General features: G+C 41.7%; 17 protein-coding genes, 5 tRNA genes and 1 pseudogene. 5 read left to right on the forward strand and 18 right to left on the reverse strand.

All coding sequences use genetic code 11. The features are described from left to right. Positions 1-22 precede the first annotated feature (22 nt). The 8 genes from clpX to AC5FX4_RS14810 form a co-directional block, all read right to left on the reverse strand. Positions 23-1,306 carry an ATP-dependent protease ATP-binding subunit ClpX gene (clpX, locus tag AC5FX4_RS14775; RefSeq protein WP_493607117.1) on the reverse strand — a complete coding sequence of 428 codons (1,284 nt, stop codon included), beginning with the start codon at positions 1,304-1,306 and terminating at the stop codon, positions 23-25. 124 nt (positions 1,307-1,430) lie between these two features. Then, the gene (clpP, locus tag AC5FX4_RS14780; RefSeq protein ID WP_493607118.1) at positions 1,431-2,048 is read right to left on the reverse strand and encodes an ATP-dependent Clp endopeptidase proteolytic subunit ClpP; all 618 of its coding nucleotides are present in this window, start codon (positions 2,046-2,048) and stop codon (positions 1,431-1,433) included. A 150-nt stretch (positions 2,049-2,198) separates the two neighbouring features. Beyond that, positions 2,199-3,503, reverse strand: a complete 1,305-nt coding sequence (gene tig / locus AC5FX4_RS14785; RefSeq protein ID WP_493607119.1) for a trigger factor — start codon at positions 3,501-3,503, stop codon at positions 2,199-2,201. A 284-nt stretch (positions 3,504-3,787) separates the two neighbouring features. Beyond that, positions 3,788-3,864: transfer RNA gene (locus tag AC5FX4_RS14790), tRNA-Pro, on the reverse strand. 23 nt (positions 3,865-3,887) lie between these two features. Further along, a tRNA-Pro gene (locus tag AC5FX4_RS14795) sits at positions 3,888-3,964 on the reverse strand. Positions 3,965-3,980: 16 nt separating this feature from the next. Beyond that, positions 3,981-4,056: transfer RNA gene (locus tag AC5FX4_RS14800), tRNA-His, on the reverse strand. A gap of 25 nt (positions 4,057-4,081) precedes the next feature. Continuing rightward, positions 4,082-4,158, reverse strand: a tRNA-Arg gene (locus AC5FX4_RS14805). Positions 4,159-4,195: 37 nt separating this feature from the next. Then, positions 4,196-4,272, reverse strand: a tRNA-Pro gene (locus AC5FX4_RS14810). Between the two features lie 339 nt (positions 4,273-4,611). Here AC5FX4_RS14810 and folD point away from each other — a divergent pair. Continuing rightward, on the forward strand, positions 4,612-5,466 hold the full coding sequence (gene folD / locus AC5FX4_RS14815) for a bifunctional methylenetetrahydrofolate dehydrogenase/methenyltetrahydrofolate cyclohydrolase FolD (RefSeq protein ID WP_493607120.1): 855 nt from the start codon (positions 4,612-4,614) through the stop codon (positions 5,464-5,466). Positions 5,467-5,516: 50 nt separating this feature from the next. On the opposite strand, the gene AC5FX4_RS14820 is transcribed toward folD, so the two are convergent. After that, complete coding sequence (locus tag AC5FX4_RS14820) at positions 5,517-6,551, reverse strand: phytanoyl-CoA dioxygenase family protein (protein ID WP_493607121.1); 1,035 nt, start codon at positions 6,549-6,551, stop codon at positions 5,517-5,519. 231 nt (positions 6,552-6,782) lie between these two features. Here AC5FX4_RS14820 and AC5FX4_RS14825 point away from each other — a divergent pair, with 231 nt between their 5' ends. The 3 genes from AC5FX4_RS14825 (at position 6,783) to AC5FX4_RS14835 (ending at position 9,096) form a co-directional block, all read left to right on the forward strand. Further along, positions 6,783-7,400 carry an EF-hand domain-containing protein gene (locus tag AC5FX4_RS14825; RefSeq protein WP_493607122.1) on the forward strand — a complete coding sequence of 206 codons (618 nt, stop codon included), beginning with the start codon at positions 6,783-6,785 and terminating at the stop codon, positions 7,398-7,400. A gap of 635 nt (positions 7,401-8,035) precedes the next feature. Beyond that, entirely contained in the window at positions 8,036-8,554 is a 519-nt protein-coding gene (locus tag AC5FX4_RS14830) for a hypothetical protein (protein ID WP_493607123.1), read from the forward strand. Next, the gene (locus AC5FX4_RS14835) at positions 8,554-9,096 is read left to right on the forward strand and encodes a hypothetical protein (RefSeq protein ID WP_493607124.1); all 543 of its coding nucleotides are present in this window, start codon (positions 8,554-8,556) and stop codon (positions 9,094-9,096) included. Before AC5FX4_RS14830 ends, AC5FX4_RS14835 begins: the two co-directional genes overlap by 1 nt. Before the next feature lie 60 nt (positions 9,097-9,156). Here AC5FX4_RS14835 and aroC read toward each other — a convergent pair whose 3' ends face one another. Then, positions 9,157-10,257: a chorismate synthase gene (gene aroC / locus AC5FX4_RS14840; protein WP_493607125.1), complete on the reverse strand. Its 1,101-nt coding sequence runs from the start codon at positions 10,255-10,257 to the stop codon at positions 9,157-9,159. A 50-nt stretch (positions 10,258-10,307) separates the two neighbouring features. Continuing rightward, entirely contained in the window at positions 10,308-11,243 is a 936-nt protein-coding gene (gene prmB / locus AC5FX4_RS14845) for a 50S ribosomal protein L3 N(5)-glutamine methyltransferase (protein WP_493607126.1), read from the reverse strand. A gap of 86 nt (positions 11,244-11,329) precedes the next feature. Between prmB and AC5FX4_RS14850 the strand changes: the two genes are divergently transcribed. Next, positions 11,330-11,560 (forward strand): hypothetical protein, encoded by a 231-nt coding sequence (locus AC5FX4_RS14850; protein WP_493607127.1) that lies wholly within the window; start codon positions 11,330-11,332, stop codon positions 11,558-11,560. 193 nt (positions 11,561-11,753) lie between these two features. Here AC5FX4_RS14850 and AC5FX4_RS14855 read toward each other — a convergent pair whose 3' ends face one another. From AC5FX4_RS14855 to AC5FX4_RS14885, 7 genes and pseudogenes are all read right to left on the reverse strand, one after another. Continuing rightward, on the reverse strand, positions 11,754-12,728 hold the full coding sequence (locus AC5FX4_RS14855) for a transposase (RefSeq protein ID WP_493607128.1): 975 nt from the start codon (positions 12,726-12,728) through the stop codon (positions 11,754-11,756). A gap of 570 nt (positions 12,729-13,298) precedes the next feature. Further along, a complete protein-coding gene (locus tag AC5FX4_RS14860; RefSeq protein ID WP_493607129.1) occupies positions 13,299-13,571 on the reverse strand; it encodes a hypothetical protein in 273 nt (90 codons plus the stop codon). Further along, a pseudogene (locus tag AC5FX4_RS14865) lies at positions 13,571-13,732 on the reverse strand (hypothetical protein); the annotation flags it as partial. The gene AC5FX4_RS14860 and the pseudogene AC5FX4_RS14865, both read right to left, overlap by 1 nt. A 153-nt stretch (positions 13,733-13,885) precedes the next feature. After that, complete coding sequence (locus AC5FX4_RS14870) at positions 13,886-14,254, reverse strand: hypothetical protein (RefSeq protein WP_493607130.1); 369 nt, start codon at positions 14,252-14,254, stop codon at positions 13,886-13,888. 2 nt (positions 14,255-14,256) lie between these two features. Next, entirely contained in the window at positions 14,257-14,811 is a 555-nt protein-coding gene (locus AC5FX4_RS14875) for an RHS repeat domain-containing protein (protein ID WP_493607131.1), read from the reverse strand. Between the two features lie 314 nt (positions 14,812-15,125). Next, positions 15,126-16,100, reverse strand: a complete 975-nt coding sequence (locus tag AC5FX4_RS14880; protein WP_493607128.1) for a transposase — start codon at positions 16,098-16,100, stop codon at positions 15,126-15,128. A 276-nt stretch (positions 16,101-16,376) separates the two neighbouring features. After that, a complete protein-coding gene (locus AC5FX4_RS14885) occupies positions 16,377-16,778 on the reverse strand; it encodes a DUF6334 family protein (RefSeq protein ID WP_493607132.1) in 402 nt (133 codons plus the stop codon). Position 16,779: the final 1 nt, after the last annotated feature.

Consider the following 16,779-nt stretch of genomic DNA (forward strand, 5'->3'; position numbering starts at 1 on the left):
CCTTTTTAAACGATTAGTAAACCTACTCAGACACAGCTTTGTCTTTTGGGCTATTTTCGTAAATCAAAATAGGATCTGATTCACCTTTAATAACGGTCTCATCAACAACGACCTTGCTGACATCTTCTATAGAAGGCAGTTCGTACATTGTATCAAGCAACACGCCTTCTACGATAGAACGTAATCCACGTGCACCTGTTTTACGCTCCATTGCTTTACGAGCAATTGCTTTCAATGCATCTTCACGGAACTCGAGTTCTACGTCTTCCATCTTGAATAATGCAGCAAACTGTTTGGTTAATGCATTTTTTGGCTCATTCAAAATCTGGATAAGCGCATCTTCATCAAGTTCCGTTAGCGTAGCAACCACGGGTAAACGACCGATAAATTCTGGAATTAACCCGTATTTTACTAAGTCTTCTGGCTCAACATCTTTAAAAGTTTCACTCAATGAGCGTGTTGAGTCGGCCGACTTAACGTTCGCGCCAAAACCAATGCCGGTATTTTTGTGACTGCGCTGTTCAATGACTTTATCAAGGCCTGCAAACGCGCCACCACAGATAAACAAGATTTTCGAAGTATCTACCTGCAAAAACTCCTGCTGTGGATGTTTACGACCGCCCTGAGGTGGCACAGATGCAACCGTACCTTCGATCAGTTTTAACAGGGCCTGCTGAACCCCCTCACCCGATACGTCTCTGGTAATTGATGGGTTATCCGATTTACGTGAAATCTTATCGATTTCATCGATGTACACAATACCGCGTTGGGCTTTTTCTACATCGTAGTCGCATTTTTGCAGTAGCTTTTGAATGATATTTTCGACGTCTTCACCAACATAGCCAGCTTCTGTCAACGTTGTTGCGTCAGCCATGGTAAATGGCACATCTAATAATCTAGCCAGTGTTTCAGCTAAAAGCGTTTTACCACTGCCCGTTGGACCAATCAGTAGAATATTACTCTTACTTAATTCAACGTCGATCTTAGAACCTTGACTACGCAAACGCTTATAGTGGTTATACACAGCCACAGATAAAACTTTTTTGGCATGTTCTTGGCCAATTACATAGTCATCTAAGTGGTTTCTAATTTCTTTTGGAACCGGAAGCTTGTCACCAGACTCATGCTTTGGTGCAATATCTTTTATTTCTTCCCTAATGATGTCGTTACACAGCTCGACGCACTCATCACAAATATAAACAGAAGGTCCTGCTATTAACTTGCGTACTTCATGCTGGCTCTTACCACAAAAAGAGCAATACAATAGTTTATTACTTTTGTCGCCGTCTGTTGGAGTGTCTGACATTCAGCTACCTCTTAAATTCTTTGTCACCGTTTAGCGGCAACCATATACGTTGTTTTAACTATACCAAATAAATTTTACTTTAGCATAGTTGTAGTGAGAGGTTTAACGCCTCTCACTGTCAGATTTACTTGTTATCTCTGCGTGTATGTACTGCATCTACCAATCCATACTCTACCGCTTCCTGTGCACTCATAAAGTTGTCACGATCAGTATCGCGAGAAACGATATCAAATGGTTGACCGGTATGTTCCGCCATTAGGCGATTTAATTTTTCTTTTATCGACAAAATTTCTTTTGCATGAATTTCAAAATCTGATGCCTGACCTTGGAATCCGCCTAGAGGCTGATGGATCATCACACGCGAGTTTGGCAGACAATAACGCTTGCCCTTCGCACCGCCAGATAATAAGAATGCGCCCATGCTCGCCGCTTGGCCAACACATACCGTACTGACATCTGGCTTAATGAAGTTCATAGTGTCGTAAATAGACATACCCGCAGTTACCGAACCGCCTGGTGAATTAATATAAAGATAAATATCTTTTTCTGGGCTTTCTGATTCTAAGAATAACAATTGCGCGACAATCAGATTTGCCATGTGATCTTCAACTTGGCCCGTCAAGAAAATAATACGCTCTTTTAGTAGTCGAGAATAGATATCGAAAGAACGCTCACCTTTAGCTGTTTGTTCTACAACCATAGGTACTAATGCATTGAAAGGATCGATCATACCGTCATTCATAATTTTTATTCCTTATCCGCAGTAATATCAAAAACACTGCGTGTGGTTGGTATTCTGTGCCTAGAAAATAAAATGGCCCGGACACGCTACAAAAACTGTAGAATATCTCGAGCCATTAAATCGTTAGCTATGCTTTAAGTCAATGACTTATTAAGCACCTTGCTGTGGATTCATGATTTCGTCGAATGCTTTTTCAACATCAGAAACCTGAGCTGCAGCTAGGATAGCTTCAACTGCTTGCTCTTCCATCGCTACATTGCGCATTTGCTGCATCATTTGCTCGTTGCCTTTATAGTAAGCAACTACTTCACTTGGATCTTCGTACGCTGAAGCAACAGTGTCGATTAACTCGTCAACTTTCGCTTCATCTACTTTGATGTCGTTAACTTTGATCACTTCACCAAGTAAAAGACCTGTTTTAACGCGCGTTAATGCTTGCTCGTGGAACAGCTCAGCTGGAAGCTCAGGCATGTTTTGTGCGTTGCCGCCAAAACGTTGAGCAGCTTGCTGACGTAATGCATTGATTTCTTGATCGATTAGCGCTTTTGGAACTTCAGTCTCGTTGTGCTCAAGAAGACCTTTGATCGCTTGATCTTTCACGTTTGCTTTAACCGCTTGAGAAAGTTCACGCGTCATGTTCTTTTTAACTTCTTCTTTAAGTGCATCAACGCCACCTTCAGCAACACCAAACTTAGTTGCGAATTCGTCGTTTAGCTCTGGAAGTTCTTGAACTTCAACTTTTTTCACTGTGATAGTGAACTGAGCTGGTTTACCTTTTAGGTTTTCCGCGTGATATTCTTCAGGGAAAGTCACGTCAGCTACAACTTCTTCGCCCGCTTTTTTGCCAACGATGTTGTCTTCAAAACCTGGGATCATACGACCTTGGCCAAGTTCTAGAGGGAAGTCTTCAGCTTTACCACCTTCGAACTCTTCACCGTCTACAGTACCAACGAAATCGATCGTTACACGATCTTTCTCGCCTGCAGCTGCATCACTTTCAGCCCAAGTTGCGTGTTGCTTACGAAGTGTTTCAAGCATGTTTGCTAGATCTTCGTCAGTCACTTCAACAACTGGCTTTTCAACCGCGATTTTATCTAAGTCTTTCAATTCAACTTCTGGATATACTTCAAAAGTTGCATCAAATTCTAAGTCTTTACCCGCTTCTAGAGATTTAGGTGCGAATGCAGGTGCGCCTGCTGGGTTGATTTTCTCAGCAACAATCGCTTCGATGTAGTTACGCTGCATTAATTCGCCAGCTACTTCTTGACGAACAGCTGCACCAAAGCGCTTCGTGATCACTGATACTGGTACTTTACCAGGACGGAAACCGTCAATACGCTGAGTTTTAGACAGTTGTTGTAAGCGTTTTTTAACTTCAGTCTCAACGTTCTCTGCAGGAACGGTGATGGTCAGACGGCGCTCAAGGCCTTGAGTCGTCTCAACAGAAACTTGCATGATTTACCTCAATCTTCAATTTTGGCGACAACGCGCCTTCCTTACAAACAAGTTGCACATCATGCCTTAATTAGCCTACTTACGGAACACCGTTTTGAGCACCAATTGCATGTGTCATTCTTGTTGCCTGCCCTTCATGGGCGCTATGTTAAACAATAGACGCGGCATTATAACCGATAAAAACGTTTAGTCGAGCTATCGAGGTAAATTTATGAAGATTTAAGCGATGATTGGTTAAATATTAGTTAAATATAAATTTGAGAGAATTAAAATAGAAGAGGAGGTGGTCGGCGATGCAGGATTTGAACCTGCGACCCCTTGGACCCAAACCAAGTGCGCTACCAAACTGCGCTAATCGCCGATAGAAACTATTACTTTAAGAGATGGTCGGCGATGCAGGATTTGAACCTGCGACCCCTTGGACCCAAACCAAGTGCGCTACCAAACTGCGCTAATCGCCGATATAAAGTATGTAGATGGGGCGACTGATGGGACTTGAACCCACGACAACCGGAATCACAATCCAGGGCTCTACCAACTGAGCTACAGCCGCCACTACATGTGGATTAAAATAAGAATGGCGCACCCTGAAGGATTCGAACCTTCGACCGACGCCTTAGAAGGGCGTTGCTCTATCCAGCTGAGCTAAGGGCGCATACGAACATCTTCATGTTACTATCTTACTTTAAAAGTGGTCGGCGATGCAGGATTTGAACCTGCGACCCCTTGGACCCAAACCAAGTGCGCTACCAAACTGCGCTAATCGCCGATACCTTTTCGTTGTTTCCGAGTGACCTCGTTGACAACGGGGTGCATAATAGTGATTTGACTGTTCTAGGTCAAACACTTTTTTAAAAAAACATTTCAAGTGGCTAATTTTACTACAAACTGTTCAATAAGTAGATCACTTTGCTGAAATTTATACAGTTTTTTCATCTTTATTAGGTAAATGTCTTTGTCTCGTAGAGCAAAAATACATATCAGCTTGGCGCGTGCGCTGTTTTCTGAGAAAATACCCGTATTGCTACTCTATATAGTAGTGGCATTTTGAGCTAAACCCCTATACGCTCATTTTCGTTCAAGTTTTTAAATCCAATAAAGGTCACCCATGACGGCAAACATCATTGATGGAAAGGCAATAGCCAAACAAGTACGCACCACAGTCACTAAACGCGTTGCCGAGCGTGTTGAACAAGGTTTACGCGCTCCTGGGCTTGCAGTAGTTTTAGTTGGACAAGATCCAGCGAGTCAGGTGTATGTTGGTTCGAAGCGTAAAGCATGCGAAGAAGTTGGCTTTATTTCAAAGTCTTTTGACCTTCCTGGAGACACCAGCGAGCACCAACTATTAGAACTAGTCGACTCTTTAAACAATGACCCAGAAGTCGATGGTATTTTAGTACAGCTACCTTTACCTGAAGGTCTAGACGCCGAGAAAATTCTTGAGCGCATTCACCCACACAAAGACGTAGATGGTTTCCATCCTTACAACATCGGTAGATTAGCTCAACGTATGCCAGCACTACGCCCATGTACACCAAAGGGTATTATTACGTTATTAGACTCAACAGGTGTTCGTTACAAAGGCATGCATGCCGTCGTAGTTGGCGCATCCAATATTGTTGGACGCCCGATGTCTTTAGAACTATTGCTTGCCGGTTGCACTACTACGGTATGTCATAAATTCACTAAAGACCTTGAAGCCCATGTAAGACGCGCCGATTTGCTTGTTGTTGCTGTAGGTAAGCCGGAATTCATTCCTGGAGACTGGATCAAAGAAGGTGCGATAGTAGTCGATGTGGGTATCAATCGCCTTGAATCAGGTCAACTAGTCGGTGACGTACAATATGGTGCGGCAGAACAGAAAGCGAGTTTTATTACACCCGTACCAGGCGGTGTTGGTCCCATGACCGTTGCTAGCTTGATCGAAAATACCTTAGAAGCGTGCGAGAAATATCACAGCTAGACACGTACTTTTACTGATTATTCATTTAAGGAGTCTTTAAGACTCCTTTTTTATTGCTTGTCTCGAGCACTCACAGACTCGCATGGAAAAGGATACATGTTTAGGTACTGCACGAGTCGAGGTTTGTCGGTCAAGTTTGCGCGGCTTCCGTGCGGTAAAAAGTGATGCCAAATGATCAAATCACCCGCATTAGCCGCAACCGGCCTTGAACCGAGTTGATGTAGCTTTGCGGGCTCGGGCTGAGCTTGATATTCAGCCATTTCATGGGTGAGTTTTTTATGGAACCCCGGTACTAAGGTTAAGGCCCCCTGCTCTTCCTCGGTATCGGTCAAATAGATAATGCCCTGAGTTCCAAAAGTGAGTGGCTTTGAAAAGTCGATATCCCAATGTAGATCTGGACCCGGAAATGGGTAACTGTCAGTTTGTGGCGGATTGAATCCACATCGATCGGCCGAGACAATTAAGTCAGTGGTTTGCCACAATTGACTAAACGCTTTATGAATTCGCATACTGCTGCGCACTTTGTTGAGCGCTTCATGCTGGATTAGCTCAACCATAATGCCCGAACATTTATCATTGTCATACCATTGGCTTTTATCTGCCATATCCATTTGCAAATATTCACCTAACGCGCTTATCACATCGCTGCACATCTGTTGATCAATGGCATTTTTCACCACAACAAACCCTTGCGTTTGCCAGTGCAAAATGTCTTCTTCGCTTAAAACATTATCCATTTGTTGGACTTGAGCTATGGTCTGCTGCATCTCTTGAGGCTGCGCATAACCACTTAAATAATGGCTAAGACGCATGAGCGATAATTCACTGGCGAAGCCTAACTGATGAATACGTTCTAAAAACGCTTGATATGAGTGAGCACATTCATAAAGTGCCCGCAACGCTCCGGCTTGACTTAAGCCTAACAAATCAAAAATTGCTCGCTCAAGAAGAAAATCAGACTCATCACTTTGGTTAGATTGGCCAGTAAGGCTGTTATGTACGCGCGTCCAAATTCTTTTCAAGTGAGCACTGACAATATTGTCCTTACTGGTCAAGCTATCTAAATCAAAGTTGTGGTCAATCATATAATTTCCTTGAACAAAAAATGAAGAGCGATATTAAGATTATACAAAGTGTATAAATATCATAAAATTACATGGAATTACTCGCTTTTAAAAAAAATTTTGCAGCCATATTTTTTGCACATTTGTCTTCCATCTTATTAATCAAGAAATCAACACACCTCTTTAGCATGTCGTAACCAGCTTGCATGAGGCCGTGTGGAACAATTAACCCATGACATAGAGAGACAAAGTATGAAACGTTCAATAATTAACATTGCAATCGTTGCTGCAACATTAACGACTTTAACAGTTAGCGCACAATCACATGCACGTAAAGGGGGCAAAGGCCCACATAAATCGCCAGAAGTCGTATTCAATAAATTTGATGCCGACCAAAGTGGCACGATCACCCTTGATGAGCTAGCAGTAAATGTCGCTGAAAAGGCGCAGAAAAAGCTTGAACGAGCTGACAGTGACGCATCTGGTGAGATTGAACTGACTGAATATTTAGCTAATCGTCGTCACAATAATGACCTGTCCGCTTTTGCTTCTGAAATCGTGCAATGTGTACAAGACACGAAAGATGCCACTGGAGACGACAATATAGTTGTACCTAGTGCGGACCGTTTTGCGTCTCCCGAAGCGAAGTTTGCTCAATTGGACACAGATAGCAATGGTGGTATCAGCCTTGAAGAAATCGCCAACTCAATGTCAAGCCACCATGCCGACGCTTTTTCTGCAATGGATAGCGATGGAAGTGGTGACGTGACATTAGCAGAGTTTGTCCAACACGGCGAAAGCAAACGCGCGACAAAACATGCTGTAAAAGAGTGTATCGACAGCATCTTAGACGCAGCAGAACCTGTATAAGCAATCGTTAAAGTGTTCATTAAGAAAGGGCCGTTCACAATTTCGTGACTCAGCCCTTTTCTTCCAACGTCACGCTTATATTGGTAGCACCGCAAATGCCTTTAGTATCTAAGCAAGTCATCAAATAAGCCATCGCGAGTCCAAAGAACCAAGAGTCAGATATCAATGCGTATTTCTTAGCTCTAAAAAGTCGCTGATACCATACACTAGCTCAACATGCTCAGTTGAGAGCCACCACTTAGTCTACGCTTGGTATTTTTTACAGACAGTACCTTTTTGAGTGCATCTAATCGCACTATTAGTATTCTAGATAAATGACCGAATTTGATAACAAGACATGGGTGGATTATTTTCCACCACCTTTTGATCGTTTAATAGACTATTTACTTTATTCTCTTTCGGTTCTATTATAGGTCCTGGTTGCGCGTTACGCTCAACCCACTATTTGATATGTAAAATGGAATTTACTGGGTGCCCAAGTTTCGAGCTTAATCCTCGTCTTAGTTCGCTCATTTTTGCCACGCATTGATTTCACTTTTACGCCCCCAGCTTTAAAACCAAACACAAAATAGCAAATTTACCTATTGCAGGTTCGTTTTAAAGCTTTTGATAAAACATCTAAAAGGAAGTGCAAGATGATAGTACGCTCAATACTGGTCAGTGGACTATTTGTGTTATCACAAACTAGTATGGCCTCCGAGAATAATAAAACCATCTCGGTTTCACAGGATGTCGTTAAGCTTTCAATGGCTGACTTCAGACCAATTACAAAAAATTATGCGAGCCGAAAAGCAGTAGTCGGTTATGAAGCGCTCATTGATGTTGCAGATGCCAAACCCTCCATGTTTTTTGAACTGACTGGTGAAATGACTGCAAAATGGTTTTCATCAAACTTTGCAACTAAAACAACCGTTAGCTGCAGCGGGATCCCAGTTGGTGTTTCATATGATTACGGAAAAATCGTTAAAGGCAAAAAGCGTCCCGCTCAACCTGCTATTTCAGAGTTACGCCACAATATGGAAGATTGCACACAGCTGAAAATCGAAATAACAAAACGAGGCAGCCTAAGTCGACAGTTCTACACCCAAATCCAAAACATCTCTTTCGAGGTGTCTATGCAAGAAATTGATGCTCAGCGAGAGGAGTCTAACTAATGAAATTTATACCAGTTTTAGGCCTTCTTTTAGCCAGTTCATCAAGTTTTGCAGCAGATTACCAGTTGGCATTTTATGATAAGACGATGGATAAAGAGGGAGGAGAGTATATCCTTGAAGCTCAACCCAACTGGCCCATCCATGCCTCTATACTTGAAATAGACATCACCATTGATGGTAACGCTGAACTCTCATCAAAATACAAAAAAGTGTGTACAAAATGGCAAAATGGCGACTGTATTGGCGCGTATAAAAACATTTTGCACAGCGAGTTCTTTCATGAAGAAAGCGTAAAACTCTATTGCGATGACAAAGTTATTTATGATGTACGTAAAAATAACAGTGAATACTCAAATGAAGTAATAGACGACGCCAGCTGTAGCTTAACTTTTAAGGATACACTCATTAGTCTTCAGCCGTATCAATGCACCACGATTAAATTAGCAATCAATACACAAGTGGGGGATAAAGAGAAAAAGGTGGCGGGTACGATCAGTTTCAAAAATAGTACTTCAAAACCAAATTTAAAAATTACCAATTAATTTCTATCGCTCACTGATCTACTGACGATTATCGCATTCAGTAGATCAGTGTTTGCAAACTTAGTCAGCCTGCCCTTTAATTGGACCATGTGCTAAATTCACATGTGGATTCTGACCACGCTGGCGTAGCAAATGATCCATCAAGGTGATTGCCATCATCGCCTCAGCTATCGGAATCGCACGGATCCCCACGCAAGGGTCGTGACGCCCTTTTGTGATCATCTCAACTGATTCATTTGCCCTATTAATACTTTGACCGGGTATCGTAATGCTTGATGTCGGCTTGAGCGCTATCGACGCAACAATATCTTGCCCCGTGGAAATACCCGCTAGCACACCACCTGCATGATTGCTTGTAAAGCCCTGAGGTGTCAGTTCATCTCGGTGTTCTGAACCTTTTTGCTCAACAACTGCAAAGCCATCGCCAATTTCAACACCTTTTACGGCATTAATGCTCATTAAAGAATGTGCAAGCTCTGCATCTAATCTATCGAATACGGGCTCACCTAAACCAACGGGCACATTTTTGGCAACCACTTTCACCTTTGCACCAATGGAGTCACCTGACTTTTTCAAATCACGCATGTACTCATCTAACGCTTCTAGCTTGCTCTCATCGGGAAAGAAAAATGGATTTTGCTCAACTTGCTGCCAGTCATATTGTTCGGCTTTTATTGGTCCTAACTGAGAAAGGCACGCATGAATTTCGATACCATGCACTTGTCGTAAGTATTTTTTAGCGATACCACCCGCTGCAACACGTATTGCGGTTTCACGTGCCGACGAACGTCCACCGCCTCGATAATCACGATGCCCGTACTTGTGCCAATAAGTATAGTCACCATGACCGGGACGAAATACCTCGGCGATTTTACTGTAGTCCTTTGAGCGTTGATCGGTATTTTCTATCAGTAAACCAATGCTAGTGCCTGTGGTTTTCCCCTCGAACACACCCGACAATATTTTAATTTCGTCACCTTCTCTACGTTGTGTAGTGTAACGACTTTGTCCTGGCTTGCGCCTGTCTAGATCAACTTGTAAATCAGCTTCACAAAGCTCAAGCCCTGCGGGAACCCCATCAACCACACCGCCAAGTGCGGGTCCATGACTTTCACCGAAGGTACTCACTTTAAAAAGCTGACCTATGCTATTACCTGCCATTATTCACCCTCATTCCAAATGACATCCCAAAATACTAAGTGAGTGTTTACTTAGTCGTTAAAATATTCTACTAGTTGTTGTTTTGAAATAACAAAAACACCTAGTCCACCGTTCTCAAACTCAATCCATTCGAATGGCGCTCCTGGGTACAACGCTTCCATATGTACCATAGAGTTACCAACTTCGACAAATAAAAGTCCATGGTCAGTAAGGTGCTCTGCTGCTTCTTGCAAAATAGTACGGGTTACGTCCAAGCCATCTTCACCCGATGCAAGGCCAAGCTCTGGTTCATGATGAAACTCATGAGGCAAATCAGCCATATCTTCAGCGTCAACATACGGAGGATTGGCTACGATTAAGTCATACTTTTGACCTTCTACCCCACTAAATACATCGGACTGAATTGCAAACACTTGATCTTGCAACATGTAATCTTCGATATTAATGTTTGCCACTTCCAATGCATCATAAGAAATATCCACTGCATCAACTTGTGACTCTGGAAAAGCTTGTGCTAAAGCAATCGCAATACACGCAGAGCCGGTACACATATCCAAAATACGTTCAACAGGCCGTTCAGCCGATAACCAAGGTGCAAACTTATTATTTATTAGCTCAGCAAATGGTGAGCGCGGTACCAGTACTCGCTCATCCACATAAAATGGCATACCCGCGAACCAAGCTTGGTTGGTTAAGTACGCCACAGGTGTGCGCTCAACGATACGTGTTTCAATATAACTTAACAAACGCAGTTTCTCGGAACGCGTTAAACGAGAGTTCATTAATTCTGTTGGAGTATCTAGTGGTAAATTTAAAATTGGCAAAACTAGATTAACCGCTTCATCCCACGCGTTATCTGTTCCATGACCAAAAAATAGCCCTTGGCTTGCAAATTGGCTGGTTGTCCAACGTAACCAGTCTCGGATTGTTAGTAAGTCACTTACCGCTTCTTCGGATAGTGCTTCTGTCAGCTGAAATTCGCTCATGTTTCTATCTCGGTCATTTTTAAATTAGCGACATTGTAGCGGTTTTTGCGCTGGGTTTTTACGCTTTTTTTCACTAGAATACCGCTATGAAAAAAGAACCCTCAAAATCGAACCAAATAGACGACGCTGACTTAGATTTATTTCGTCAGTCAATTGCTGTCACCAAAAAAATTAAACAAGATACCATTCGCTTTGGAAATACCACTAAAAAGCCTAAATTCAGTGAGCTGGCAGACCAAAAAACAACTATCAGATGTTTTATTTTTCTGCTGCTAGGATGCTCTGCTGCTAGTGTGCTGCTAGGACATCCACTTTAAAAGCTGTGCTCAAAAAAACGATTGTGTAAACCACCTGCATATTGTGATGATTTTTTTGTCAAAATATGTAATTGAAAGGGTAAAGACTCGCTTTGCGCTTACGCAACTCGGCCTTTTTACCAAGCGTCAGACACGATTTATTCTGCCCTATACGAGCATCTGTAAACATTAATGAGTCAAAATGATGATAGTTTCAGGCCAGCAGCTTTTTGCTGTTGCTGATATTGCTGCGTCGTTTTCGCTCTAATCGTTCACAATATACATCTAACGATTGCTCTTTTCCTGCGGCACCTTTAAACACGTGTTCAAACTGCGTAGTGAGTTTAACCCAGTTTTCAGCCTTGATATTGAGTCGCTGTAAAACTGGCACTGCATTTTGTTCTATATAACCTCGTTTGTCCGCTCTAATGCATTTACCCGTTAACTCGACTAATTCTAAATAAGATTTGAGCTCGAAAGGCAAACCTTTTGGCATATTTTTTCTCGGGCTACCAGCAAATCGCGCCAATTGTTTTGGTTGCTTACCCTGTATAGCGTCTTCACACCGCTTTTTTATGCTAGTATGAGCTGATTCTTCGGGGGTTTTAGCCATTTTGGCCCTGATTGGGTTCAAATCTACGTATGCCATACAGGCCATCAGTGCAGCTTCGTCTAACAGCGCTTGTGATTTAAATCGCCCTTCCCAAAATCTGCCTGTGCAACCATCTTCTCGGTTAGCTTGACGTGCTATCCCTTCATTTAAAACTCGCATAAACCAACTTATGCTCGATAAACGTTGCCGATATTCTTTAATTTCTTTATTCAAAAAGAATCGCTGCCCTTCGTCTAAACGCTCACCCTGTAAGAACTTATGACCGAGCATTGAGCCCTTAAACAACTTATGCCAACGAATAAGCACCGCTTTATCACTTAATCTGTGTGCTTTTTTATTGTCAATATATAACACCACATGAGTATGGTTGCTCATCACCGCGTACGCACACACATCAATACAAAACACTTGAGCCAGAAACAACAATCGTTCTTCCACCCACCCTCGGCGATGCTCATATGATTTACCAGTAAATTTGTCTTCACCGCACAAAAACGCGCGGCGTACGCAACGTGAAACACAATGATAATAGGGCGTATCTGACAAACTGATTTGACACTTCCTTGCTAATCCCATCGTTCACTCCTTGAACTGAGAAATTGAAATGATTTTGAAGAGTCCTAAGTGTAGGAAAGCCACTAAAACTTTCCAGTTAAAGTGGCTGTCCATGTTAATTCTTATGTGTTATCGAAATGGCACTGTCATTAAGAAGAAGAAAAGTCTTTTTAAAAGACAGACCAAAAGGATTGAAATGGCTTATTACCAAACTCAATAAAACCAGACCGCGAAATCAAAAACTAAACACACATGTACTATTCATCAAATAGAGTGAAATGATCAGTGCCGCCCAGTAGAAGTGATCAACCTCAATCAGCAGCCATGAGCATTTTTGACAGTCCCACTATATAGTGGGACTGTCTCAAAATGCACCATCTGCTGAGCACAACTGAACACTTCTGCTGCAAATTGCTGCTCGGGTTGCTGTTCAGCTTGTTTTGATTAAGTTAAACATTCGGAGCGAACGCCACTCAAGCTTGAGTGGCTGCCCTTTTAGTTCTCACTATAGAAAACGGCACGAGGCGACTAAAAGTCACCTCGATTGGTTAGTATTGTTTGACAACAGCTGAGCGTCCATATATGTCCACGTTAATTTTTATCACTAAAACTTATTGCTTGAATAGTAATAACATCCCCAGATTGCATTTCTATTTTAAGCTCATTGATATCATCAGGCATTTTTGAGTAGGTTATTTCATTTACACTCACACTTGGTCCCCACTCTTCCTGATGTGGTACATTTAAAAGCGTAACACCATTTCCACAAACCTCTTCGATCTCTGAATTCCGGTTTTTAAACCTAAGAACACACTTTTTATCTAACCAGCAGTATTTAATATCTAAAAATGTCCAATCATGCATCAATCGCTACCTACTTTTTTATCGTCTAGTGGAAGATGAGCCTCAGGTGACTCTGGAGGGACAACATTCCCGTCTATATCAAGTCTATTCCCATCTGCATCGTTAACATGGCAGTGTGAACCACAGTCTGCGCCCGGATGTATCAATATTCTTTGTTTTCCGGTCGATGGGTCAACATAAGCAGTTAAAGTGGCTGTCCATGTTAATTCTCTTTACCAACTAGAGCAATATTGAATTTACTCCCTGACGTTTTCGAGTTACAAAAAAGCCCCGCGAGTGCGAGGCTTTGGATTAGAAATTACATTAAGAACCTTTTAGACAAAAGAAATCTCAACTAAATCGGTAACTAATACTACTTCTCCCCAATCTCCTTCTAGGTGATTTTCTTTACCATCTTTTCTAAAGCTATCTATATTGCCGAGATCAAATTCACCGCTACTATCAGAGAACTTATTATTAGTTTTCTCAATCCAATTTATTGCTTCACACTCCCTGAATATTAGTCGAGCTTTCTTATAGCAATATTGCTCATCGTCTTTGGGGTCAGAGTACAAAGGGTGTTCATCCGTCAACACTAAATCTAACAGGAAGGTTAACTCATCCTTAGACTCTTCAATTTTTAATACGAAGGAATCCTCAAAGTAAATGTTTTCCAAACCTTCTATTTCAAAATAATTACTCATTTCTATGCCTTATCCAAATCATTTTTAATAGGAGTATGATTTTCTGGACTCTTCCTTGTAACAGGCTTACCTTCAGGGCTCACTCGTTGTCCTTTTGAATCCTTCAATTCAACGTGAGGGTTTTTACTTCCCGGCGCTCTGTCGCTACCACCTTTGATTGTTACCCTATCAACACCGTTCTCATCTTTCATTTTTAAAGGACCGTTTTTAGACTGAGAAGGTTTAAAGCCTAGCTTTTCAGCTTTCGCTTTAATATCACTAGCCTTTGTAGAGCCATCCTTCTTGATCATATTCCCTATTTGCTTACCTCTACCAGCATTTTTTGAAGCCTTGTATGCCTTATAAGCTTTATGAGCAACTTTTGCTACAGCTACAATTGCAGGTATAAACTGTAAAAACTTACCATCAGGATCTGTATATTTATATGGATTATTATTGGCGTAAGCATACCTATTGAAGCCTTGGACAGGGTTTCCGAGCTCCATGTGCCCTAATGCATCAACAGGATCATTCGAATAGAATCGACCTATGACTGGATCATAGTATCGTGCCTGCATATAACTCAAGCCTAGTTCTTTATCGAACTTATGCCCCGTGTAACAGTGTGCTGCTAGGACATCCACTTTAAAAGCTGTGCTCAAAAAAACGATTGTAGTGCTGCTAGGACATCCACTTTAAAAGCTGTGCTCAAAAAAACGATTGTGTAAACCACCTGCATATTGTGATGATTTTTTTGTCAAAGTATGTAATTGAAAGGGTAAAGACTCGCTTTGCGCTTACGCAACTCGGCCTTTTTACCAAGCGTCAGACACGATTTATTCTGCCCTATACGAGCATCTGTAAACATTAATGAGTCAAAATGATGATAGTTTCAGGCCAGCAGCTTTTTGCTGTTGCTGATATTGCTGCGTCGTTTTCGCTCTAATCGTTCACAATATACATCTAACGATTGCTCTTTTCCTGCGGCACCTTTAAACACGTGTTCAAACTGCGTAGTGAGTTTAACCCAGTTTTCAGCCTTGATATTGAGTCGCTGTAAAACTGGCACTGCATTTTGTTCTATATAACCTCGTTTGTCCGCTCTAATGCATTTACCCGTTAACTCGACTAATTCTAAATAAGATTTGAGCTCGAAAGGCAAACCTTTTGGCATATTTTTTCTCGGGCTACCAGCAAATCGCGCCAATTGTTTTGGTTGCTTACCCTGTATAGCGTCTTCACACCGCTTTTTTATGCTAGTATGAGCTGATTCTTCGGGGGTTTTAGCCATTTTGGCCCTGATTGGGTTCAAATCTACGTATGCCATACAGGCCATCAGTGCAGCTTCGTCTAACAGCGCTTGTGATTTAAATCGCCCTTCCCAAAATCTGCCTGTGCAACCATCTTCTCGGTTAGCTTGACGTGCTATCCCTTCATTTAAAACTCGCATAAACCAACTTATGCTCGATAAACGTTGCCGATATTCTTTAATTTCTTTATTCAAAAAGAATCGCTGCCCTTCGTCTAAACGCTCACCCTGTAAGAACTTATGACCGAGCATTGAGCCCTTAAACAACTTATGCCAACGAATAAGCACCGCTTTATCACTTAATCTGTGTGCTTTTTTATTGTCAATATATAACACCACATGAGTATGGTTGCTCATCACCGCGTACGCACACACATCAATACAAAACACTTGAGCCAGAAACAACAATCGTTCTTCCACCCACCCTCGGCGATGCTCATATGATTTACCAGTAAATTTGTCTTCACCGCACAAAAACGCGCGGCGTACGCAACGTGAAACACAATGATAATAGGGCGTATCTGACAAACTGATTTGACACTTCCTTGCTAATCCCATCGTTCACTCCTTGAACTGAGAAATTGAAATGATTTTGAAGAGTCCTAAGTGTAGGAAAGCCACTAAAACTTTCCAGTTAAAGTGGCTGTCCATGTTAATTCTCTTTTTTTGGTAATGTCATTTTTTAACTTCCTTTATTTTCAATTTCCGTCAGCTTATCTCGGCGGCTACAATTCCTCCGTATCTGAATGAAACTAATTTTAAAGGCTTCAGATCGCAAGCATAACAAAGCCCCGCTGTGTGAAGCGAGGCTTTGGATTCAAATACTCAGTTGATTCACTCTATGTCAATTACTGCTCGAATTTTTAAGGACGAACATTCAACTAAAAGCTGTAAAGTGACCCCCTTATCAAAAATACCATCAGAAAAGTGCAGCTGCATTGCATCAGAATAACCTCGATTGTTCGTAAGTAACCACCCCCAACTCAAAGGTTTTCCAATAGCACTTTTCCATACATTTGATCTACTAACGTCCTGTTTTGAAATGTCGTTTAACTCTTCTAAAGTTCCAATTGTTAAGCTAATAGAATCATCTTCCATAGCAAGCAATGAGATTACATTGTCTGCAAAGGTTAACTCAAAAGCACCATTGTCATTTTCTAACTCTTTGTCGTAGTGCCTTACAACTTTACTTAAAGGCGCACCGCTATCAACTAACTTATCAATAATCTCCATCATA

Source organism: Pseudoalteromonas sp. ATL1, assembly GCF_058933015.1.

Bases quoted from the DNA above. Each gene is read 5' to 3' on its own strand.
- tig (WP_493607119.1), bottom strand. From the start codon at position 3,503: ATGCAAGTTTCTGTTGAGACGACTCAAGGCCTTGAGCGCCGTCTGACC.
- prmB (WP_493607126.1), bottom strand. From the start codon at position 11,243: ATGAGCGAATTTCAGCTGACAGAAGCACTATCCGAAGAAGCGGTAAGT.
- AC5FX4_RS14880 (WP_493607128.1), bottom strand. From the start codon at position 16,100: ATGGGATTAGCAAGGAAGTGTCAAATCAGTTTGTCAGATACGCCCTAT.
- AC5FX4_RS14885 (WP_493607132.1), bottom strand. From the start codon at position 16,778: ATGATGGAGATTATTGATAAGTTAGTTGATAGCGGTGCGCCTTTAAGT.
- folD (WP_493607120.1), top strand. From the start codon at position 4,612: ATGACGGCAAACATCATTGATGGAAAGGCAATAGCCAAACAAGTACGC.
- aroC (WP_493607125.1), bottom strand. From the start codon at position 10,257: ATGGCAGGTAATAGCATAGGTCAGCTTTTTAAAGTGAGTACCTTCGGT.
- AC5FX4_RS14870 (WP_493607130.1), bottom strand. From the start codon at position 14,254: ATGAGTAATTATTTTGAAATAGAAGGTTTGGAAAACATTTACTTTGAG.
- AC5FX4_RS14855 (WP_493607128.1), bottom strand. From the start codon at position 12,728: ATGGGATTAGCAAGGAAGTGTCAAATCAGTTTGTCAGATACGCCCTAT.
- AC5FX4_RS14825 (WP_493607122.1), top strand. From the start codon at position 6,783: ATGAAACGTTCAATAATTAACATTGCAATCGTTGCTGCAACATTAACG.
- AC5FX4_RS14830 (WP_493607123.1), top strand. From the start codon at position 8,036: ATGATAGTACGCTCAATACTGGTCAGTGGACTATTTGTGTTATCACAA.
- AC5FX4_RS14820 (WP_493607121.1), bottom strand. From the start codon at position 6,551: ATGATTGACCACAACTTTGATTTAGATAGCTTGACCAGTAAGGACAAT.
- clpP (WP_493607118.1), bottom strand. From the start codon at position 2,048: ATGAATGACGGTATGATCGATCCTTTCAATGCATTAGTACCTATGGTT.
- AC5FX4_RS14860 (WP_493607129.1), bottom strand. From the start codon at position 13,571: ATGCATGATTGGACATTTTTAGATATTAAATACTGCTGGTTAGATAAA.
- AC5FX4_RS14835 (WP_493607124.1), top strand. From the start codon at position 8,554: ATGAAATTTATACCAGTTTTAGGCCTTCTTTTAGCCAGTTCATCAAGT.
- AC5FX4_RS14850 (WP_493607127.1), top strand. From the start codon at position 11,330: ATGAAAAAAGAACCCTCAAAATCGAACCAAATAGACGACGCTGACTTA.
- AC5FX4_RS14875 (WP_493607131.1), bottom strand. From the start codon at position 14,811: ATGCAGGCACGATACTATGATCCAGTCATAGGTCGATTCTATTCGAAT.
- clpX (WP_493607117.1), bottom strand. From the start codon at position 1,306: ATGTCAGACACTCCAACAGACGGCGACAAAAGTAATAAACTATTGTAT.